The 21,012-nt window shown below is 72.4% G+C and carries 16 protein-coding genes; 10 read left to right on the top strand and 6 right to left on the bottom strand.

Translation table 11 applies throughout. The features are described 5' to 3' along the window. Positions 1 to 33: 33 nt before the first annotated feature. Complete coding sequence (locus ACFZDE_RS32560; protein WP_391206089.1) at positions 34 to 2,118, bottom strand: YhgE/Pip family protein; 2,085 nt, start codon at positions 2,116 to 2,118, stop codon at positions 34 to 36. After that, on the bottom strand, positions 2,090 to 2,941 hold the full coding sequence (locus ACFZDE_RS32555) for an ATP-binding cassette domain-containing protein (protein WP_391206086.1): 852 nt from the start codon (positions 2,939 to 2,941) through the stop codon (positions 2,090 to 2,092). The genes ACFZDE_RS32560 and ACFZDE_RS32555 overlap by 29 nt, the downstream gene beginning before the upstream one ends. Positions 2,942 to 3,109: 168 nt before the next feature. Here ACFZDE_RS32555 and ACFZDE_RS32550 point away from each other — a divergent pair, with 168 nt between their 5' ends. From ACFZDE_RS32550 to ACFZDE_RS32540, 3 genes are all read left to right on the top strand, one after another. Continuing rightward, on the top strand, positions 3,110 to 3,688 hold the full coding sequence (locus tag ACFZDE_RS32550; protein ID WP_391206083.1) for an SAV_6107 family HEPN domain-containing protein: 579 nt from the start codon (positions 3,110 to 3,112) through the stop codon (positions 3,686 to 3,688). A 415-nt stretch (positions 3,689 to 4,103) separates the two neighbouring features. Continuing rightward, positions 4,104 to 4,910, top strand: a complete 807-nt coding sequence (locus ACFZDE_RS32545) for a methyltransferase (protein WP_391002037.1) — start codon at positions 4,104 to 4,106, stop codon at positions 4,908 to 4,910. 280 nt (positions 4,911 to 5,190) lie between these two features. Next, positions 5,191 to 5,589: a DUF3040 domain-containing protein gene (locus tag ACFZDE_RS32540; RefSeq protein WP_031108527.1), complete on the top strand. Its 399-nt coding sequence runs from the start codon at positions 5,191 to 5,193 to the stop codon at positions 5,587 to 5,589. A gap of 201 nt (positions 5,590 to 5,790) precedes the next feature. On the opposite strand, the gene ACFZDE_RS32535 is transcribed toward ACFZDE_RS32540, so the two are convergent. The 4 genes from ACFZDE_RS32535 to ACFZDE_RS32520 all read right to left on the bottom strand — a co-directional run bounded on the left by ACFZDE_RS32535 (position 5,791) and on the right by ACFZDE_RS32520 (position 11,473). Next, complete coding sequence (locus ACFZDE_RS32535; RefSeq protein ID WP_391206080.1) at positions 5,791 to 8,184, bottom strand: transglutaminaseTgpA domain-containing protein; 2,394 nt, start codon at positions 8,182 to 8,184, stop codon at positions 5,791 to 5,793. After that, entirely contained in the window at positions 8,184 to 9,545 is a 1,362-nt protein-coding gene (locus ACFZDE_RS32530) for a DUF58 domain-containing protein (protein ID WP_391002041.1), read from the bottom strand. Before ACFZDE_RS32530 ends, ACFZDE_RS32535 begins: the two co-directional genes overlap by 1 nt. Further along, positions 9,545 to 10,618, bottom strand: a complete 1,074-nt coding sequence (locus ACFZDE_RS32525; protein ID WP_391002043.1) for an AAA family ATPase — start codon at positions 10,616 to 10,618, stop codon at positions 9,545 to 9,547. Before ACFZDE_RS32525 ends, ACFZDE_RS32530 begins: the two co-directional genes overlap by 1 nt. 303 nt (positions 10,619 to 10,921) lie before the next feature. Next, a complete protein-coding gene (locus ACFZDE_RS32520) occupies positions 10,922 to 11,473 on the bottom strand; it encodes a carbonic anhydrase (RefSeq protein WP_391002044.1) in 552 nt (183 codons plus the stop codon). Between the two features lie 384 nt (positions 11,474 to 11,857). On the opposite strand from ACFZDE_RS32520, the gene rsmH reads away from it, so the two are divergent. From rsmH to murD, 7 genes are all read left to right on the top strand, one after another. Further along, positions 11,858 to 12,814 (top strand): 16S rRNA (cytosine(1402)-N(4))-methyltransferase RsmH, encoded by a 957-nt coding sequence (gene rsmH, locus ACFZDE_RS32515; RefSeq protein WP_391002046.1) that lies wholly within the window; start codon positions 11,858 to 11,860, stop codon positions 12,812 to 12,814. Positions 12,815 to 12,845: 31 nt separating this feature from the next. Beyond that, the gene (locus ACFZDE_RS32510; RefSeq protein WP_391002048.1) at positions 12,846 to 13,292 is read left to right on the top strand and encodes a hypothetical protein; all 447 of its coding nucleotides are present in this window, start codon (positions 12,846 to 12,848) and stop codon (positions 13,290 to 13,292) included. A gap of 5 nt (positions 13,293 to 13,297) precedes the next feature. Then, positions 13,298 to 15,274 (top strand): penicillin-binding transpeptidase domain-containing protein, encoded by a 1,977-nt coding sequence (locus ACFZDE_RS32505; protein WP_391002050.1) that lies wholly within the window; start codon positions 13,298 to 13,300, stop codon positions 15,272 to 15,274. A 207-nt stretch (positions 15,275 to 15,481) separates the two neighbouring features. After that, the gene (locus tag ACFZDE_RS32500; RefSeq protein ID WP_391002052.1) at positions 15,482 to 17,002 is read left to right on the top strand and encodes a UDP-N-acetylmuramoyl-L-alanyl-D-glutamate--2,6-diaminopimelate ligase; all 1,521 of its coding nucleotides are present in this window, start codon (positions 15,482 to 15,484) and stop codon (positions 17,000 to 17,002) included. Between the two features lie 28 nt (positions 17,003 to 17,030). Further along, complete coding sequence (gene murF / locus ACFZDE_RS32495; protein ID WP_391206077.1) at positions 17,031 to 18,437, top strand: UDP-N-acetylmuramoyl-tripeptide--D-alanyl-D-alanine ligase; 1,407 nt, start codon at positions 17,031 to 17,033, stop codon at positions 18,435 to 18,437. Beyond that, positions 18,437 to 19,528 carry a phospho-N-acetylmuramoyl-pentapeptide-transferase gene (mraY, locus tag ACFZDE_RS32490; RefSeq protein WP_391002409.1) on the top strand — a complete coding sequence of 364 codons (1,092 nt, stop codon included), beginning with the start codon at positions 18,437 to 18,439 and terminating at the stop codon, positions 19,526 to 19,528. Before murF ends, mraY begins: the two co-directional genes overlap by 1 nt. Continuing rightward, complete coding sequence (gene murD, locus ACFZDE_RS32485) at positions 19,510 to 20,952, top strand: UDP-N-acetylmuramoyl-L-alanine--D-glutamate ligase (RefSeq protein ID WP_391002056.1); 1,443 nt, start codon at positions 19,510 to 19,512, stop codon at positions 20,950 to 20,952. Before mraY ends, murD begins: the two co-directional genes overlap by 19 nt. The last annotated feature ends 60 nt before the right edge of the window (positions 20,953 to 21,012 follow it).

Raw genomic sequence — 21,012 nt, 5'->3', positions numbered from 1 at the left:
CAGGAACCTCTCCGGGGGACGTGACGGTGGGGCTCACAGGCTCAGCTCCGGGTGCAGCCGGTCCAGCGTCCAGACCTGGCGACGGCGGGCCGCCACGGCGGTCAGGGCGAGCGCACCCGCGGTGAACGCCGTCAGCACCACGCACGCGTGCCACACCGGTTCGAGTCCACCGCCGGTGATGAGCCGCCTGAGGGCCTCGACGACGTAGCTCATCGGGAGGAACGGGTGGAGCGCGTTGAAGAACCCGGGGCTGGTCTGCACGGGGTACGTGCCGCCCGCCGAGGTCAGCTGGAGCATCAGCAGGGCGAGGACGAGGATCCGGCCCGCCGCGCCGAAGCGCGCGTTCAGCCACTGCACGATCGCCGCGAAGCACGCCGTCACCAGGAACAGGAATCCCACCGTCCCGGCCGCCCGGGCCATCTGCAGGCCGATCGCCCAGTGCAGCACCGACATCAGCGCCACGGTCTGCAGCACCCCGATCGCCACCACGGGCAGCCAGCCCGACAGCGCGATCCGCCACGCCGGGGCGCCCGCCGCGAGCGCGCGCCGGTTCATGGGCGCGATCAGCATGTACGCCACCATCGCGCCCACCCACAGGGACAGCGGGATGAAGTACGGGGCGAACCCGGTGCCGTAGTTGGGCGCCTTGTGCAGGTCCTGGGAGGCGAGCCGCACGGGATCGGCCATCACCTCGGTGCGCCGGTCGCGGTCCTGCTCGTCGTAGTCGGGGATCTTCTCCGCCCCGTCGTGCAGCCCGCCGGCGAGCTTGCCGGAGCCGTCGACGAGCTTGTAGATGCCGCCGTTGAGGTCGTCGGCGCCCGTCTTCAGCTTGCCGACGCCCTTGTCGAGGTTGACGGCACCCGTCTTGGCCGAGCCGATCCCCTTGTGCAGCTTCTTCGCGCCCGCGGCGACCTCGGCCGCGCCGTCGTTCAGCTTGTTGATCTTCTTGACGGCGTCGGCGAGGTCCTCCGAGAGGTGCGGTGCGCGGTCGGCGAGGGCCTGCGACTGCTTCTGGAGGGTGGCGAGGTTCTTGTCGAGCTTGTCCAGGTCGCCGTCCTGGTCCGCGATCAGCGTGTTGAGGTCGTTCGCGATGAGGGTCACGTCGGCGGCGGCGTCCTTGGCCTTCTTCAGGTCGGTGCAGGCCGCGTCGGGCAGGACGGGGTCGTCGCAGCGCCGGGCGTAGACGTCGGCCAGCTTGCCGGAGGCCGCCCGGGCGCCCTTGGCGGCGGTCGGGGCCGTCTTCACCAGGGTGTCCAGGTGCTTGCGGATCACCCCGGAGGAGTCGGCGACCAGCTGGGCGGTGTCACCGATGGTCTTCTCGTTGCCCTTCAGGAAGGGGCCGACCTTGTCGGAAGTGCCGTTGACCCGGTCGGCGAGCTTCTGCGTGCCCTCGGCGACCTGCTTGGAGCCGTCCTCCAGATCGCCCGCGCCGGTGTGCAGCTTCTTCAGGCCCGTGGAGAGCTTGCCGCTGCCGGACTTGGCGTTCTTCAGACCGTTCGCGAGGTCCTTGGAGCCCTTCTCGGCCTTGTCGATACCGCCGTTGAGCCGGTCGGCGCCCTTGGCCGCCTTCACGGTCTTGCCGTGGATGTCGGAGAACGACACGAAGATCTTGTCCAGGAAGGACCGGGACGTCTTCGTGGACGCCGCCTGCCGCACCTCGCCGAAGACCGTCCGGGAGATCTGCCCGACGATGTAGTTGTTCGCGTCGTTGGTACGCACCTGGAGGGCGCCGGTCTCCGGGGTGTTCCCGGAGCTGGAGGCGATCCGCTCGCTGAAGTCGGCGGGCAGGGTGAGCGACAGGTAGTACCTGCCGTCCTCGACGCCCCTGCGGGCCTCGGCGGCGCTCACCTCCTGCCAGTCGAAGGTCTTGCTGTCGTGCAGGCCCTCGGTGATGTCGTCGCCCGCCGTGATCTTCTTCCCGTCGGCGGTCGCCCCCTTGTCGGCGTTCACCAGCGCCACCGGGATCTTGTCCAGACGGCCGTACGGGTCCCAGAACGACCACAGGTACAGCGCGCCGTACAGCAGCGGCAGCACCAGCAGCGCGACCAGGGCGGCACGCGGCAGCTTGCCCCGCCCGAAGCGGCGCAGCTCAAGCGCGGCCAGTCTCGGTGAGCGCATCGGCCTTCTCCTCTCCGTGGTGGGCCTGGTGGGGCTGGTCAGCGCGGTCGGCTACTTCGGACCCTTCGGCCACGTCGGCCTCATCCGCCTCGTCGGTGGCGTCCTCGGCGGGCGGCTCCTCGCGGCTCTCCGCGGTGGAGACCCGGACCGCGCCCTCGGGAGCCTCGCTGCACACCGCCACGACCGTGATCCCGCCGTCGGCCAGCGACCTGAGCAGCGCCCAGACCTCGTCGCGCGCACCGTCCGCGAGCTTGAGGTCGGTGTCGTCGACGCCGAGCAGCCGCGGTCCGCCGACGAGGGCGAGCGCCACCGACAGCCGCAGTGCCTCCACACGCTCCAGGTCCCGGACGGCCGTGCGCGGGCCCTTGGGCAGGGCCTCGACGTCGAGGCCGGCGGCTTCGAGCGCCGCCTCGACGCGCCGCCCGGCCTCGGCCGCCCGCTCGCCGCGGGGCCGCAGCAGTCCGCGCAGCGACGCACCGAACCGCCGCTGGAGCAGCGCCCGTTCCCGCAGGTGCTCGGCGACGGTCAGCGCCGGGTCGAGGTCGGTGACCCCCGGGACGTGCGCCAGCGCGCTGAGGCCGCGCACCGCCGCCATCTGCTTCGGCAGCCGCGCCTCGCCCACGGCGGCCGTGCCCTCGGAGACCTTCATCCGCCCCGTCAGCGCGAGCAGCAGGCACGTACGGCCGGACCCGGACGGGCCCTCGACCGCGATCAGCGCACCCGGCTCGGCGTCGACGGAGATCCCGCGGACCGCCCACCCCCGTGGCCCCTTCACCCCGAGGCCGTCGGCGACGATCCGCACCCCTCCCGCCTGTTCCCCCACGAGTCTCCCCTGAATTTGAACTGACTGGTCAGTGCAAAAACTACTCCGAACCTACGAGCGAAGCAAAACAGCAGGTCAGAACGGATTGTCAGTGCCATACCTCACGATGGGTCACATACGGCACCCCGTGACCGGACGTGCCGTCACCCAGACGACAGGAGGTTCGTCATGGCCAGCTACCACGCAGCAGCCGCGAGTCGGCGCCGCGCCACCGGCCCTGCCCCCTCACTGAGCGGCCCGGCGAGCGACGTGCACCCCGTCCTGCGCCGGGCATCGGCCCCTCCCGCCGCCCTCGACCTGCTCGCCCAGGCCCGCGCGAGCCTCGACGAGGCCACCGCCCTGGAGACCCCCAACGAGCGCTACGCGACGGCCCACCTCGCCGCCCTGCGCACGGCCGCAGCGGTGCTCGCCGCCCGGGGGCGTCCGGAGACCTCGCCCCGGGCCCGGGCCAAGATCCGGAGCGCCTGGGAAGTGCTCCCGGAGATTGCGCCCGAACTGGCCGAGTGGAGCGCGCTGTTCGCCTCCGGCGCCCGCCGCCGGGCCCGGGCCGAGGCCGGCATCCAGGACGCGGCCACCGGCCGGGACGCGGACGACCTGATACGGGACGTGTCGATGTTCCTGCGCCTCGTCGAGCGGATGCTGGTCCTCCAGCCCGTCCTCCCGCAGCCCCGCCCGGACCAGGACCGCCCGAACCAGGACCGGCCGGACGGCCCCGGCGCGGGGAGGGGCATGCCGGACGCGGGCTGAGCGGAGCCCGTGCCGGCCTGACCCGCGGGGGTATCCCAGGGCCCGGGGCCGCCAAATCCGCGGGGTATCTCCGGCCCGGGGCCGCCAAATCCGCGGGGTATCTCCGGCCCGGGGCCGCCAAACCCGCGGGGTATCCCCGGCCCGGGGCCGCCTGACCCGCGGGGTATCCCCGGCCCGGGGCCGCTTGGCCCGCGGGGGCACCCCCGGCCCGGGGCCGCCTGGCCCGCGGGGGTATCTCCGGCCGGGCCCGACCTCTGACCCGGGAGTCGTCCCGGACCGGGTCATCCGGACGCCGTGGCCGAGGCAATAGGGTGGGGGACGCTCGAAGTCTTCCCTCCCCGAGGCCGGGGCCGGGGGAGACGCACCATTCGCGCCGCCGTGCCAGAGGCGGTGCCGCGCCGAGGAGTCAACTGCCGTGTCGGACCCGATGCGCCCCCGCGCCGCACTCCGTACCGCCGTGGTCTGGGAAGTCCTCCAGGACGCCCTGGACCGCCGGGTCAAGGCCACGGGTCGGGAGTCGCTGGACGTCCTCGACACCGGGGGCGGCAGCGGCAACTTCGCGGTGCCCGTCGCCCGCCTCGGCCACCGGGTCACCGTCGTCGACCCGAGCCCCAACGCGCTGTTCGCCCTGGAGCGCCGCGCCGCCGAGGCCGGCGTCGCCGACCGGGTCAAGGGCGTCCAGGGCGACGCCCACGGTCTCTTCGACGTGGCCGAGCGCGGTGGCTACGACGCGGTGCTGTGCCACGGCGTCCTGGAGTACGTGGACGACCCGGCCGAGGGTGTCCGCAACGTGGTGGCGGCCCTGCGCGCGGAGGGTGTCCTCAGCCTGCTCGCCGCCGGCCTCGGCGGCGCCGTGCTGGCCCGCGCCCTCGCCGGGCACTTCACGGAGGCCAAGCAGGCGCTCGACGACCCGAACGGACGATGGGGCACGGGTGACCCCGTGCCGCGCCGCTTCACCGCCGAGCAGCTCACCGGACTGGTCGAGGGCGCGGGCCTGCGCGTCGGCGCCGTGCACGGCGTGCGGGTCTTCGCCGACCTCGTCCCCGGCGTCCTCGTGGACACCGAGCCCGGAGCCCTCGAAGCGCTGCTGAAGCTGGAGGAGGCCGCGGCCGAGCTTCCCGCGTTCCACTCGGTGGCCACACAGCTGCATGTGCTGGGTGAGACCGGTGGGGCCGCTGTGACAGGTGGGGCCGCAGAGGCCGATGGGGCCGTCGAGGCATGAGCCGCTTCCTGGGGTACCGCCGCTGATCAGCGCCTTGGCTGCGCATGGAGTACGCCACAGGCCCCCCGAACGGGGGCGGCGCGCCGTATGATCGAGGGAGACCGTTCCGGCATGACGGGTCGGCCGCCGGGGAATGGAAGCCTCAGCGAGCCGGGATCGGCCATGGCGGGTTCCGGTTGGTCAATTGGCGCAGAGGGGCGGGTTTCACGGGGGCGATTCCCTGCCTATCCTGAAGGGACCCCCCGGGTCGCCCCGGCGACTGCACGATGAGGAGGACTCCGTGCCGCTCTCGGAGCACGAGCAGCGCATGCTCGAGCAGATGGAGCGAGCGCTGTACGCCGAAGATCCCAAGTTCGCGACAGCGCTTGAGGGAAGCGGGCTGCGCACGTACACCCGGCGACGGGTCTACCAGGCGGTCGCCGGCTTCCTCGTAGGTATCGCGCTCCTCATGGCTGGAATGGTCGCCAAGCAGGTCTGGCTCAGCGTCGTGGGCTTCCTCGTCATGCTGGGCTGTGCGGTGCTCGCCGTGACCGGCTGGCGCAAGGCTCCCAAGCCGGGCGAACAGGCCGGCGGTGCCGCGGGGCCCCAGGCTCGCCGACAGGGTCGGCAGCGCCGCTCGGTGATGGACCGCATCGAACAGCGCTGGCAGAAGCGCCGCGATGAGCAGGGCGGCCATTAGCCCGCCGCGCAGCCTCTCCAGGACTACGTGAACACGTACGTCAGGGGGTGACCACCGAATCGGTGGTCACCCCCTGACGTATGCCTGTGCAGGATCGCGAGCAGCCCCTGCCGGGCACGGGCACAGGCACGCACGGGCACGGCAAGGCCGGCCGGTGCACCCGCACCACCGGCCGGCCTCAGCCGCAGGTACCCCAGTCCCTCAGCCCTGCTGCCCCGACGTCTTGCGCCACGTCGGCCGCAGCGCCACCGCGCGCTCCCGGACCCGCGTCCACCAGGCCGACGCCGACCACAGCACACGCGCGGTGGAGCGAGGGGCGAGAAGGGCGCGGAGTCGTGCCGCGCGGCCGGCCGCCGCGCCGAGGCCCGCCGCCGCCCGGCGTGCGTCCTCCGCGAGGCCCGCCACCGGGCGGGGATGCGGTGCGTACAGGACCTGCTCCACCGCGTTCGCCACCCGGTGCACCGAGGCCGCGGCCGTCGCGTCCAGGTCCCCGAGGCGGACGATACGGGCGGCCGCCTTGCGCGCGGTCTGCGACTCGTCCGGTGTGATGCCGTAGTCCCACGCCGTGTCGGTCAGCTCCTGCCAGACGGCCAGCGTGTGCGGTGCCGTGTCCGCCTCCCCGCGGCCGTGTGCCCCGAGCCGGGCCGCGCGCGTCCGCAGCCGCCACAGCATCGGTGCCAGCGGGAGCGCCAGGACGGCGAGACCCGCGAGGGCCCACACCAGGAACGCGTACCACTTCGGGCCGTCACCGCCTGTGGGCAGCGCCGCCTGGGGCGACTCGCTCGCGCAGCCGCCGTCCAGCTTCTTCTGCTCCGGCGTGCAGGCCTCGCTCGCCGAGGGCGCCGTGGAAGGCGCGGTGGACGTCGACTGGGACGGCCGCGCCGGGTCGGGCACCGAGCTGTCGGGGCTCTCGGGCAGGGTGTACGACGGGATCGAGCCGCGGTTGGGCGTGGGCTCGAAGCGGGTCCAGCCCACACCCTCGAAGTACAGCTCGGGCCAGGCGTGCGCGTCCCGCAGCCCTACGGACACCGAGCCGTCCGCCTGCGGGGAACCGGGCGCGAAGCCCACCGCGACCCGGGCCGGTATGCCCAGGGAGCGGGCCATCGCCGCCATCGTGAAGGAGAAGTGCACACAGAAGCCCTCCTTGTCCCTCAGGAAGCGGGCGATCGCCTGCGAGCCGCTGCCGACCTGCACCTGTGTGTCGTACTCGAAGCCGCCGGTCACGGCGAAGAAGTCCTGGAGCTTGACCGCCTGGTCGTACGGATCGGCGGCACCCGCGGTGACCTTGCGGGCGGTGCGGCCCACCACCGAGGGCAGCGAGTCGGGCAGCGCGGTGAAGTCGCGCACGATGTCCGCGGGCGGCGGCCCCGCCGAGGCGAGCTGCTCCGCCGTCGGCCGCACGTCCAGGCTCTTCACCTGGTACGTCAGCCCGCGTGTGTTCTGCCCGTGGTCGCCGACCAGCGTCATGCCCTGCGGCTCGTACCGCCAGTTGCCGCTGATGCGCACGCCGCTCGGCGGGTACGGCATGGGCAGCCAGTCCTGGGCGTACCAGTCGGCGGCCGTGATGCTGGTGTCGATCTCCGTGCGCTTGACGTCCGGGCTGAGGCCGACCGGGTCCGGGAAGGGGCCGTCGGGGACGGCGGTGATGGAGCGCCGGGACGGCTTCCACGTGGTGCCGTCGAAGTCGTCCAGGGACACGATCCGCAGATACAGGTCCGAGACGTCCTCCATCTTGGTCCGTACCGACAGGACCTGCTGGTCCTCGTCCGCGTTCAGACTGTCCCGCAGCGACACCAGGGGGTTCACGGCGGAGATCGTGCCCCCGCCGCCCGGGCCACCGCCCGCGCCCGCTCCCACCGAGTCCAGCAGGCCGCCGTTCATCGCGGGCAGGCCGAGCGGCACCACCAGGGCGATGCCCAGCGCGACCACGCCGATGCGCCGGCCGGTGCGGATCGGGGCGAGCGCTCCGCCCGGCTCCCCGCCACCCGGGCGCGGGGCACCGCCGAAGACCCGGCCCCACTGCGAGAGCCGGTCCCGCCCCTCGGCCAGGAGCAGCATCAGATAACCGGCCGCCGCCAGCAGGAACCACAGCCAGTCCGCGCCCCCGTCGGACAGCCCCGCGGCCACCGAGTACAGCGCGAGCAGGGGCAGACCGGCCGGAGCGGCGCTGCGGAAGGTCACCGCGAGGGTGTCCACCAGCAGCCCGATGATCAGGACCCCGCCGATGAGCATCAGCCGGATGCCGTCGGAGTCCAGGGGCGCGGGGATCGCGTACCGCGCGATGTCGTCCCCGCCCTGCTGGAGCAGCAGCGCGAAGCGGTCGATGGCCCGCGGCCCCGGTATCAGCCCGGCCAGGGCCTGCTCGCGGGCGAAGACGAAGGTCAGCAGCGCGACGGTGACCACGGCCTGCGCCGCCACCGTCAGCGGCCGGGCCAGCGGCACCCTGCGGGCGGCGACCCCCACACCCGACTGCAGGGCCAGCAGGAACGCCGCCTGGACGATCCAGGTGGCGGGCCTGACCAGGGGCAGCAGGGCGCACGCGGCCATCAGCGTGGCCGCCCAGGCGCCCAGCGTCAGTCGTACCCGCCCGCTCATCACGGTCCCTCCCCGCCGCTCGCGGCGGCCACGCCCCTGCGCTCCTGGTCGGCCCGCCGCCACAGCTCGTCCATGGAGGCGCCCCGCGGCACGGGCAGGGCCGTCCACCCCGCCTCGCGCAGCATGCGCAACCGCTCCCCGCTCCCGTCCAACGGACCGGGCACATCGCTCGGTTCCCGCACCCAGGCGTCACTGTCCAGCACGAAGGCGACCGCCCCGGGGCTGCGCTGCCGCATCCGGCCCAGCACGGCCGCCTGGTCCTCGTCCAGGTCGCCGAGGAAGGCCACCAGCAGCCCCTCGTTCCCGCCGCGCAGCACGTCGTAGGCCCGGGACAGACCCGCGCCGTCGGAGTGGTCGATCACCGCGAGGGTGTCCATCATCAGCCCGGCCGCGTCCGCCGACCCCTGGTTCGCGCCGGCGAAGCCGTCCCCGCCCTCGCCGGGCACCGCGTCCCCGGTGTCCGTCAACAGCCGTACCGAGTAGCCCCGTTCGAGCATGTGGACCAGCACGGACGCGGCGCCCGACACGGCCCATTCGAAGGCCGAGTCCGGTCCCGCGCCCGCGTAGGCGATGCCGCGGGTGTCCAGCAGCACCGTGCAGCGGGCGCGCTGCGGCTGCTCCTCGCGGCGCACCATCAGCTCGCCGTAGCGGGCCGTGGAGCGCCAGTGCACGCGGCGCAGGTCGTCGCCGTAGCGGTAGCCGCGCGGAATGACGTCGTCCTCGCCGGCCAGGGCGAGCGAACGCTGCCGTCCGTCGCCGTACCCCTTCGCCTCGCCGCTGAGGCGCACCGGCGCCAGCGGCTCCACGCGCGGGATGACCGTGAGGGTGTCGTACGTCGAGAAGGAGCGGGTGAGCTCGCACATGCCGAACGGGTCGGTCAGCCGGAGCTGGAGCGGCCCCAGCGGGTAACGCCCGCGCAGGTCGGAACGGACCCGGTAGGACACCTCGCGCCGGCCGCCCGCCTCCACCCGGTCGAGCACGAAACGCGGCCGGGGTCCGAGGACGTACGGCACCCGGTCCTGGAGCATCAGCAGGCCCGTGGGCAGCCGCGAGACGTTGTCCATCCGCAGGTGGACCCGGGCCTCGCTGCCGGCGGGTACCCGCGCGGGGGAGAGGCGGCGGCTGCCCGCGACCCGGTAGCGCGTGCGGTACAGCACCCCGGCGCACACCAGCGGCAGCACCGCCAGCAGCAGTCCCACGCGCAGCAGGTCGCTCTGGCCGAGCACGTAACTGCAGATCGCGGCCGCGATGCCGGCGGCCAGGAAGGAGCGTCCGCGGGTGGTCAGACCGGCCAGGGCGGTGCGGATGCCGCCCTTCTCGCCCCGGTCGGCCTCCGCCTGCCCCGCCCCCGCGGTGGTCATCACAGCCTCCGCGGCGGCTGCTCGGGATACGCCGGCGCCGTACGGCCCAGGCCGCCGAAGCCGCTCTGCTGCTGCGCCGCCGGCACCGGGGTGCGCTGCAGGATCTCCTCGACGACCTGCTCGGCGGTGCGCCGGTTGAGCTGGGCCTGGGCGGTGGGCAGCAGCCGGTGGGCCAGGACGGCGACGGCGAGGGCCTGCACGTCGTCCGGCAGTGCGTACTCCCGGCCGCTCAGGGCCGCGGACGCCTTCGCCGCGCGCAGCAGGTGCAGCGTCGCGCGCGGAGAGGCGCCGAGTCTCAGGTCGGGGTGCGTGCGCGTCGCGCCGACCAGGTCGACCACGTAACGACGGACCGGCTCGGCGACGTGCACACCGCGCACCGCCTCGACGAGCTTGAGGATCTCGTGGGCGTGGGCCACCGGCTGGAGGTCCTCCAGCGGCGAGACTCCGCCGTGCACGTCCAGCATCTGCAACTCGGCGTCCGCGCTCGGGTAGCCGACCGACACCCGCGCCATGAAGCGGTCGCGCTGGGCCTCCGGCAGCGGGTAGGTGCCCTCCATCTCGACCGGGTTCTGCGTCGCCACCACCATGAAGGGGCTGGGCAGTTCGTAGGTCTTGCCGTCGATGGTGACCTGGCGCTCCTCCATGGACTCCAGGAGCGCGGACTGCGTCTTGGGCGAGGCGCGGTTGATCTCGTCGCCGATCACCACCTGCGCGAAGATCGCGCCCGGCTTGAACTCGAAGTCGCGGCGCTGCTGGTCCCAGATGGACACACCGGTGATGTCCGACGGCAGCAGGTCCGGCGTGAACTGGATGCGCCGCACCGAGCAGTCGATGGACCGCGCCAGCGCCTTGGCCAGCATCGTCTTGCCGACTCCGGGGACGTCCTCGATCAGCAGATGTCCCTCGGCGAGCAGCACGGTCAGCGAGAGCCGTACGACCTCGGGCTTGCCCTCGATCACGCCTTCCACCGACTCCCGCACGCGCTCCACGACGGCGGTCAGATCATCCCCCACCCTCGAATACGCTCGGTCGGGGACGCCCCCATGGCTCGCACGATCCTCATAGGTCGTCACCCGGCCCTCCTCGGCCTTTCCCGTGCCTTTCGAGAAGCACGGGATACCCCATTTTCCCGGGCCGACGCCGCATGACGCGGGCCGGCCCACCCCGAACCACGGACACCACGCGTGAAGACTTCCGCGCGACGTCACTCCCGCATTCTTGCTGCCGTTACCGTTTCGTGTCACTCGACTGTGGACAACTGGCCGCGATATGTCGGTCTTGCCGCCATTCGAACGCGTGACTGACAGGATCTTGACAGCTACCGCAGGTGGCCTTCGGGGCGGGCGGCCCGTCGCGCCCTGCTCGGCGGGCCGGGATCAGGAGGCCGGGTCGACTTCCCGCAGCAGGCCGGTGTGCACGTCGAACACGAATCCCCGCACGTCGTCGGTGTGCGGCACGAACGGCGAGGTGCGCACCCGCTGCATCGACTGGCGCACGTCCTGGTCGACGTCCCGGAAGGACTCCACGGCCCACGCGGGGCGCTGGCCGACCTCGGCCTCCAGCTCGTTGCGGAAGTCCTCGGTGAGGCTCTCCAGGCCGCAGCCGGTGTGGTGGATGAGCACCACGCTGCGGGTGCCCAGCTTGCGCTGGCTGATGGTGAGGGAGCGGATCACGTCGTCGGTGACGACGCCGCCCGCGTTGCGGATGGTGTGACAGTCGCCGAGTTCGAGCCCGAGTGCCGCGTGCAGGTCGAGACGGGCGTCCATGCAGGCCACGACGGCGACGTGCAGCACGGGTCGGGCGTCCATACCCGGGTCGGCGAAGTCCTCGGCGTACCGGGCGTTCGCCGCTACGAGACGGTCGGTGACCGTGTCGCCGCCCTTCATGGCGCTCTCCGAACCCGTGGGGACCGATGCAGAAGTCGTCATAGGTATGACGTTACTGGTCACACCCCGGCCAGGCCTCCTGTGGAAGTGAACAAAGAATGCCGTCGGATGGGGTGTGTGAGGCACTCCACAAGGACGGTGCCCCGGCTCCCTGTGAACGGCGGCGACGCGCAGGCCGGTTGATTGACCGGGCGACAGGGTGGACTAAAGTGACGCGAAGCGGGAGGCGAGACTCTCCCCGCTGGACTGATGTTCTTCCGAGACCCGGCGACGACCGGTGATCTCCCCGCGTGCGCGGCGCGTACGTACGGCTCGGCCTCCTCCCGCTCCCGGTCGGCTGACGCTTCCGGCGCCGGCAGGCCCCCTGTCCTTGAGCGGGCGGTGACCCGGCGGTGCGCAGGGCCGCGCCGGATCTGAGAGGGCCCCTTGAGCGAGAGTCGACACGTCCCGGTGATGCTCCAGCGGTGCCTGGATCTGCTGGCACCCGCCCTGGAGGGCCCGGACGCCGTGGTCGTCGACTGCACCCTCGGCCTCGGCGGCCACAGCGAGGCGCTCCTCGCGCGGTTCCCCGAGGCCCGCCTCGTCGCCCTCGACCGCGACAAGGAGGCCCTGCGCCTGTCCGGCGAGCGCCTCGCGCCCTACGGCGAGCGCGCCACCCTCGTCCACGCCGTCTACGACGAGCTCCCCGAGGTGCTGGACCGGCTCGGCATCGCGCGCGTGCGGGGCGTCCTGTTCGACCTGGGCGTCTCCTCCATGCAGCTCGACGAGGCCGACCGCGGCTTCGCCTACGCCCAGGACGCCCCGCTCGACATGCGCATGGACCAGACGACCGGCGTCAGCGCCGCCGAGGTCCTCAACACCTACCCGCCGGGCGAACTCGTGCGCATCCTGCGGGCCTACGGCGAGGAGAAGCAGGCCAAGCGAATCGTGAGCGCGATCGTGCGGGAGCGGGACAAGGAGCCGTTCAGCAACAGCGCGCGGCTCGTCGAGCTGATCCGGGACGCGCTCCCGCAGGCCGCCAAGCGCACCGGCGGCAACCCGGCAAAGCGCACCTTCCAGGCCCTGCGCATCGAGGTCAACGGCGAGCTGTCCGTCCTGGAGCGGGCGATCCCCGCCGCGGTGAAGACACTCGACGTGGGCGGACGGATCGCCGTGCTGTCGTACCACTCGCTGGAGGACCGGCTGGTCAAGCAGGTCTTCGCGGCGGGCGCCGCCACCACCGCGCCGCCCGGGCTGCCCGTCGTCCCCGAGCGCTACCAGCCCCGGCTCAAGCTCCTCACGCGCGGTGCCGAACTCCCCACCGAAGAGGAGATCGCCGAGAACCGGCGGGCGGCACCGGCGCGGCTGCGCGGCGCCCAGCGCATCAGGGAGGACGTCGAGTGAGGCGTGAGCAGGCCGGACCGAGGGAGCGTGCGTGAGCGGCAAACCCGAACTGAAGGGGAGGGCCGCCCGACTCGCGCGGCTCCTCCCGACCGGCCGCGGGCAGGCGGCCCGCACACCTTTCGTCCTGCTGGTCGTCCTCCTCCTCGGTGGCGGCCTCATCTGCCTGCTGGTGCTGAACTCGGCCCTCAGCGAGGGCGCGTTCGAACTCGACGACCTCCAGCGCGGGACGAAGAACCTCACCGACGAGGAACAGGCCCTCCAGCGGGACATCGACGCCTACTCCGCTCCCGACGCGCTGCAGCGCCGTGCCCGCGAGCTCGGCATGGTGCCCGGCGGCGACCCCGCTTTCCTCGGCCCCGACGGCACCGTCAAGGGCGTCCCCAGCCCCGCCCCCGGCGTCCGGCGGCCCGCCTCCCACACCCCCCTGGTCCTCGCCCCCGAGGCCATGACCGACGGCCCTACTCCGACCGGCAGGTGACGGAAGTGTCCGACAGGGAACCGCCCCGCCGCCGGGTGCCCGGCCCCGCCAGGCCCGCCCGCCCCGACGCCCGGCGCCGTTCCGGCCCCGGCGCGCGTCCCGGCCCCGGTGCCCGTCCGGCCCGGCGGCCGGGGCAGGCCCGCCCCGCGGCGCCCAAGCCGCTGCGGCTCGGCAGCCCCCGCCCCCGTCTGCGCCTGGTCGGACTCGCGCTGACCCTGGTCCTGACCGCCTTCGTCGTACGGCTCTTCCAGGTGCAGGCCGTCGACGCGAGCACCTACGCCTCCAAGGCCGAGCAGAACCGCTATGTGGGGCAGGTGCTGGCCGCGGACCGGGGCGAGATCACCGACCGGTCCGGCGTGGCCCTGGCGACCAGCGAGGACGCCTACGACATCACCGCCGACCCCACCATGTTCGCGCCGGGCTTCCTGAAGATCGGGGACGGGCCCGAGCAGGCGGCCGCACTCCTCGCGCCGATCCTCGGCCAGGAGCAGGAGGACCTGGTCAAGAAGCTCCGGCCGAAGAACGAGGCCCTGCGCTATGTGAAGCTGGCCTCCCGCCGGACCCCGCAGGTCTGGAAGCAGATCAAGGACCTCAAGTCGGCGCTCGCCAAGAAGGCCGAGTCCGACAAGTCCACCCCCAACGTCCTCTCGGGCGTCTTCTCCGTGGCCACCAGCAAGCGCGTGTACCCGGGCGGTGACCTGGCCGCCGGGATACTGGGCTGGGTCAACGCCGAGGGCAAGCCCGGCGGCGGCATCGAACTGCAGCTGAACAAGCAGCTCGCCGGCAAGGACGGCAAGATCCGCTACGCCCAGTCCGGCGGCCGTCTCGTGCCCACCGCGGGCTCCACCGAGACACCCGCCGTCCCCGGCAGCGACGTCGAGCTCACCATCGACCGCGACATCCAGTGGGCCGCCCAGAACGCCATCAGCGACCAGGTGAAGGAGTCCGCCGCCGACCGCGGCTACGTCATCGTCCAGGACACCCGCACCGGGCAGGTCCTGGCCATGGCCAACTCGCCCGGCTTCGACCCGAACGACCTGTCCGACGCCGACCCGGCCGCCCTCGGCAACGCCGCCCTCCAGGACGCCTTCGAGCCCGGCTCCACCGCCAAGGTCATGTCGATGGCCGCGGTCCTCCAGGAGAACGTCGCCACCCCCGGGACCCATGTGGTCGTACCCAACCGGCTGCACCGCGGGGACCGGCTCTTCAAGGACGACATCAACCACCCGACCTGGTACCTGACGCTCAACGGCGTCCTGGCCAAGTCCAGCAACATCGGCACCATCCTCGCCACCGGGCAGCTCGGCAAGACCCAGGCGCAGGCCAACAAGGTCCTCTACGACTACCTGCGCAAGTTCGGCCTCGGCAGCTACACCGGGCTGGGCTTCCCCGGCGAGACCAAGGGCATCCTCGCCCCGCCCGACAAGTGGTCGACCTCGCAGCAGTACACGATCCCTTTCGGCCAGGGCGTCTCCATCAACGCCATGCAGGCGGCCTCGGTGTACTCGACCATCGCCAACGGCGGGGTCCGTGTCGAGCCCACCCTCGTGCGCGGCACCAAGGGGCCCGACGGGCGCTTCACACCCGCCCCGAAGCCCGCGAAGGACCGGGTCGTCGACGCGAAGACGGCGAAGACCCTCGCCCGGATGCTGGAGTCCGTCGTGGACGACGAGGAGGGCACCGGCACCAAGGCGCGCATCCCCGGCTACCGCGTCGCGGGCAAAACGGGTACCGCCAACCGAGTGGATCCGGCCACCGGGAAGTACCACGGCTACACCTCGTCCTTCGCCGGGTTCGCACCCGCCGACAAGCCCCGCGTGACCGTCTACTGCGCCATCCAGAACGCCACGCAAGGCAGCTACTTCGGCGGTCAGATCTGCGGGCCCGTCTACAAGAAGGTCATGGAGTTCGCACTGAAGTCCCTCCAGGTCCCCCCGACCGGCGCCGAGGCCGCGAAGCTGCCCGTCTCCTTCAAGCAGTGATCACCGCAGCGGTGATCGGCGCCGACCGCCCTGATCAGCACTCAGCCCCACCGAGCCACCAGGAACGCCTCCGTGACAACGATCACCCCCGAGCCCGGCAACCCGAGCAGCCCCGGCCCCTCACTTCGCCCGGAGGCGGGTACGCCCGGTACGCTCACCGCCGTGCCACACGCTGATCAGTCCCAAACCACCCAGAAGGGCCATCCCGTGACATACCCCGGGCCGCCCAGGCCGGTGCAGGTCTCCGCCACACCCCTCGCGGAACTCGCCGATCAGCTGGGTGCTTCCGTACCGGAGAACGCCGCCGAGGTCACCGGCATCACCCACGACTCGCGAGCCGTGCGCCCCGGCGACCTGTACGCCGCCCTGCCGGGGGCCCGGCTGCACGGTGCCGACTTCGTCAACCAGGCCGCGGGCCTCGGCGCCGCCGCCGTGCTGACCGACCCGACCGGCGCCGAGCGCGCCGCCGCGTCCGGGCTGCCCGTCCTGGTCGTCGACGACCCGCGCGGGCGGATGGGTGAGCTGGCCGCCACGATCTACGGCCACCCCGGCCGGGACCTGCTCCAGATCGGCATCACCGGCACCTCCGGCAAGACCACCACGGCCTACCTGGTCGAGGGCGGTCTGAAGACGGTCCGGTCCACCGGCCTGATCGGCACGGTCGAGATGCGCATCGGCGACGAGCGCATCAAGTCCGAGCGCACCACCCCCGAAGCCACCGACCTCCAGGCCCTGTTCGCCGTCATGCGCGAGCGCGGGGTCGACGCGGTCGCCATGGAGGTCTCCAGCCACGCCCTGGTCCTCGGCCGGGTCGACGGCTGCGTCTTCGACATCGGCGTCTTCACCAACCTCAGCCCGGAGCACATGGAGTTCCACTCCGACATGGAGGACTACTTCCAGGCGAAGGCGCAGCTGTTCACCCCGAAACGCGGCAAACTCGGCGTGGTCAACGTCGACGACGAGTACGGCCGCAGGCTGGCGAAGGAAGCCACCGTCCCGGTCGTCACCTACTCCGCCGAGGGCCACCCCGACGCCGACTGGCGCGCCGAGGACGTCGAGGTCGGCCGGCTGGACTCGACGTTCACCGTCGTCGGCCCCAAGGGCGAGCGGATCAGCGCCACATCGCCGCTGCCCGGGCCCTTCAACGTGGCCAACACCCTCGCCGCGATCGTCGCCCTGGCCGTCGCCGGCCTCGACCCGCAGGCCGCCGCCGACGGTGTCGCCGCCGTCCCCGGTGTCCCGGGCCGGCTGGAGCGCGTGGACGCCGGGCAGTCCTACCTCGCGGTCGTCGACTACGCCCACAAGACCGACGCCGTCGAGTCCGTGCTGCGCGCCCTGCGCAAGGTCACCGAGGGCCGCCTGCACATCGTCCTGGGCTGCGGCGGCGACCGGGACCGGACCAAGCGCGAGCCCATGGGTGCCGCCGCGGCGCGGCTCGCCGACACCGCCGTGCTGACCTCCGACAACCCCCGTGGCGAGGACCCCCTCGCGATCCTCGCCACCATGCTTCAGGGAGCGGCGTCCGTGCCCGCGCACGAGCGCGGCGAGGTGCAGGTCTTCGAGGACCGGGCCGCCGCGATCGCCGCCGCCGTCGCCCGCGCCGAGCCCGGCGACACCGTGCTGGTCGCGGGCAAGGGCCACGAGCAGGGCCAGGACATCGCCGGGGTGGTCCGTCCCTTCGACGACCGCCAGGTGCTCCGCGAAGCCATCCAGAAAACCCAGGGATGAAAATCCAGAAGACCCAGGGGATGAACTTGTGATCGCCCTCTCCCTCGCCGAGATCGCAGAAGTCGTCGGCGGGCAGACGCACGACATACCGGATCCGTCCGCCCAGGTCACTGGCCCGGTCGTCCGGGACTCCCGCGAGGCGGGGCCGGGCAGCCTGTTCGTGGCCTTCGCCGGGGAGCGCGTGGACGGCCACGACTTCGCGGCGTCGGTCGTCGAGGCGGGAGCGGTGGCCGTGCTCGGCACCCGCCCGGTCGGCGTGCCCGCGATCGTCGTGGACGACGTCCAGACCGCCCTCGGCGCCCTCGCCCGGCACGTCGTACGGCGCCTCGGCGCCACCCTCGTGGCCCTCACCGGCTCGGCGGGCAAGACCAGCACCAAGGACCTCATCGCACAGGTGCTGCGGCGCAAGGCGCCGACGGTGTTCACGCCCGGCTCGCTCAACAACGAGATCGGGCTGCCGCTGACCGCGCTCAGCGCGACCGAGGAGACCAGGTTCCTCGTCCTGGAGATGGGCGCCCGGGGGATCGGGCACATCAGCTACCTCGCCGGTCTGACGCCCCCGAAGGTCGGCCTCGTCCTCAACGTCGGCAGCGCCCACATCGGCGAGTTCGGCGGCCGCGAGCAGATCGCACAGGCCAAGGGGGAACTCGTCGAGTCCCTCCCCGAGGACGGGACGGCCGTACTCAACGCGGACGACCCCTACGTACGGGCCATGGCCTCCCGTACGAAGGCGAAGGTGATCTTTTTCGGAGAGTCCGGCGAAGCGGACGTCCGTGCCGAGAACGTGCGACTCACGGACACCGGACAGCCCTCGTTCAGGCTTCACACACCCTCCGGTGCAAGCGATGTGACCATGCGCCTGTACGGTGAGCACCACGTGTCGAACGCGCTCGCCGCGGCCGCCGTCGCCCACGAGTTGGGCATGTCCGCTGACGAGATCGCCGTGGCGCTCTCCGAGGCGGGCTCCCTCTCCCGCTGGCGGATGGAGGTCACCGAGCGCCCGGACGGCGTGACGGTCGTCAACGACGCCTACAACGCGAATCCCGAGTCCATGAAGGCCGCGCTGCGCGCGCTGGCGGCCATGGGCAAAGGACGCCGTACGTGGGCGGTGCTCGGCAAGATGGCCGAGCTCGGGGACGAGGCTCTCGCCGAGCACGACGCGGTCGGACGGCTCGCCGTCCGGCTCAACGTCAGCAAGCTCGTCGCGGTCGGCGGCAGGGAAGCCGCCTGGCTGCAACTGGGCGCATATAACGAGGGTTCGTGGGGTGAGGAGTCGGTGCACGTGTCCGACGCACAGGCGGCGGTCGACCTGTTGCGCAGCGAGTTGCGCCCGGGAGACGTCGTACTCGTGAAGGCGTCCCGTTCGGTCGGCCTCGAGAGCGTGGCGCAGGCGCTCGTCGAGTCCGGTGCCGAGGGTGAGGTTTCCGCCCGATGATGAAGCAGATCCTGTTCGCAGGAGTCATTGGTCTCTTTCTCACGCTGGTCGGCACCCCGCTGCTGATCAAGCTCCTCGCACGCAAGGGCTACGGCCAGTACATCCGCGACGACGGCCCGCGCGAGCACGCCAGCAAGCGCGGTACGCCGACCATGGGCGGTATCGCCTTCATCCTGGCGACGGTCGCCGCGTACTTCCTGGCCAAGGTGATCACCGGCTATCTGGACCCGGACGTCGACGCGGCACCGACCTTCTCGGGTCTGCTGGTGCTCGGCCTGATGGTCGGCATGGGCCTGGTCGGCTTCCTCGACGACTACATCAAGATCGTCAAGCGCCGTTCGCTCGGTCTGCGCGCCAAGGCGAAGATGGCCGGCCAGCTGACCGTCGGCATCGCGTTCGCGGTGCTGTCGCTGCAGTTCGCGGACAACCGCGGCAACACCCCGGCCTCCACCAAGCTGTCGTTCATCACTGACTTCGGCTGGACGATCGGCCCCGTGCTGTTCGTGGTCTGGGCACTGTTCATGATCCTCGCGATGTCGAACGGCGTGAACCTGACCGACGGTCTGGACGGCCTGGCCACCGGCGCCTCGGTGCTCGTCTTCGGCGCCTACACCTTCATCGGCGTCTGGCAGTTCCAGGAGTCCTGCGCCAACGCGCAGACCCTGACCAATCCGGGCGCCTGCTACGAGGTGCGGGATCCCCTCGACCTCGCCGTGGTCTCCTCGGCGCTGATGGGTGCCTGCCTCGGATTCCTCTGGTGGAATACATCGCCGGCCAAGGTCTTCATGGGGGACACCGGTTCGCTCGCCCTCGGTGGTGTGCTGGCCGGTCTCGCGATCTGCTCGCGCACCGAGCTGCTGCTCGCCATCCTCGGCGGCCTGTTCGTCCTGATCACCATGTCCGTGGTGATCCAGGTCGGTTCCTTCCGCCTCACCGGGAAACGCGTCTTCCGGATGGCGCCACTCCAGCACCACTTCGAACTCAAGGGCTGGTCCGAAGTGCTCATCGTGGTCCGCTTCTGGATCATCCAGGGCATTTGTGTGATCGTCGGACTCGGCCTCTTCTACGCAGGATGGGCAGCGGACAAGTGACCTCCTCGGAGCCCTTCGACTTCCAGGGCAAGCACGTCACCGTCGCCGGGCTCGGCGTCTCCGGCGTCCCGGCGGCCAAGGTGCTGCACGGCCTCGGCGCGCACGTCACGGTCGTCAACGACGGTGCCGACGAGCGCGCGCGGGCGCAGGCCGCCGAACTGGAGGCGCTGGGCGTCACCGTGCGCCTCGGCGACGGCGACACGCTCCCGGAGGGCTCCGAACTGATCGTCACCGCGCCCGGCTGGAAGCCGGACAAGCCGCTGTTCACGGCCGCCCGGGAAGCGGGCGTCGAGATCTGGGGCGACGTCGAACTCGCCTGGCGGCTGCGCGGCCCCGACGCCGCGCCCTGGCTCGCCGTCACCGGCACCAACGGCAAGACGACGACCGTCCAGATGCTCGTCTCGATCCTGAAGGCGGCGGGCCTGCGCACGGCCGCCGTGGGCAACATCGGCGTCTCCCTGCTCGACGCGGTCCTCGGCGAGGAGCGCTACGACGTCCTGGCCGTGGAGCTGTCCAGCTACCAGCTGCACTGGGCGCCCTCGCTGCGCGCCCACTCGGCCGCGGTGCTGAACCTCGCCCCCGACCACCTCGACTGGCACGGCTCCATGGAGGCGTACGCCGCCGACAAGGGCCGTATCTACGAGGGCAATCGCGTCGCCTGCGTCTACAACGTCGCCGACAAGGCGACCGAGGACCTGGTCCGCGAGGCCGACGTCGAGGAGGGCTGCCGCGCCGTCGGCTTCACCCTCGGCACCCCGGGCCCCTCCCAACTCGGCGTCGTGGAAGGCCTCCTGGTCGACCGCGCCTTCGTCGAGGACCGGCACAAGAACGCCCAGGAACTCGCCGAGGTCGGCGACGTCGATCCGCCGGCCCCGCACAACATCGCCAACGCGCTCGCCGCGGCGGCCCTCGCCCGCGCCTACGGCGTGCCCGCCAGGGCCGTACGGGACGGGCTGCGGGCCTTCACCCCGGACGCCCACCGCATCGCGCACGTGGCGGACGTGGACGGGGTCGCCTACGTCGACGACTCCAAGGCCACCAACACGCATGCGGCGGAAGCCTCGTTGGCGGCGTACGAGCCGATCGTGTGGATCGCCGGCGGGCTTGCCAAGGGCGCGGCCTTCGACGAACTGGTCGCCAAGTCGGCGAAGCGGCTGCGGGGCGCCGTACTGATCGGCGCGGACCGGGCGCTCATCGCCGAAGCCCTCGCGCGACACGCCCCGCAGGTACCCGTCGTCGACCTCGACCGGACCGACACTGGGGCGATGCGCGCGGCGGTCCAGGAGGCGCGGCGACTCGCGCAGGCGGGCGACACGGTGCTGCTGGCCCCGGCCTGTGCCTCCATGGACATGTTCGCCAACTACAACAAGCGCGGGGACGCTTTCGCGGACGCCGTCCGTGAGCTCGGCTCCGCCGACGGCTGACCCGGGTCCGCCTCGCCCGGCGGCGGTGCCGGGCGTACCTGGGAGGGACGCGTGACACGG

This window comes from Streptomyces sp. NPDC007929, assembly GCF_042959065.1.
In the GTDB taxonomy this organism is placed as follows: Bacteria; Actinomycetota; Actinomycetes; order Streptomycetales; family Streptomycetaceae; genus Streptomyces.
This window is presented reverse-complemented; position numbering and strand designations above follow the sequence as displayed.

Bases quoted from the DNA above. Each gene is read 5' to 3' on its own strand.
- ACFZDE_RS32560 (WP_391206089.1), bottom strand. From the start codon at position 2,118: ATGCGCTCACCGAGACTGGCCGCGCTTGAGCTGCGCCGCTTCGGGCGG.
- ACFZDE_RS32550 (WP_391206083.1), top strand. From the start codon at position 3,110: ATGGCCAGCTACCACGCAGCAGCCGCGAGTCGGCGCCGCGCCACCGGC.
- ACFZDE_RS32535 (WP_391206080.1), bottom strand. From the start codon at position 8,184: ATGAGCGGGCGGGTACGACTGACGCTGGGCGCCTGGGCGGCCACGCTG.
- ACFZDE_RS32530 (WP_391002041.1), bottom strand. From the start codon at position 9,545: ATGACCACCGCGGGGGCGGGGCAGGCGGAGGCCGACCGGGGCGAGAAG.
- ACFZDE_RS32520 (WP_391002044.1), bottom strand. From the start codon at position 11,473: ATGACGACTTCTGCATCGGTCCCCACGGGTTCGGAGAGCGCCATGAAG.
- mraY (WP_391002409.1), top strand. From the start codon at position 18,437: ATGAAGCAGATCCTGTTCGCAGGAGTCATTGGTCTCTTTCTCACGCTG.
- murD (WP_391002056.1), top strand. From the start codon at position 19,510: ATGGGCAGCGGACAAGTGACCTCCTCGGAGCCCTTCGACTTCCAGGGC.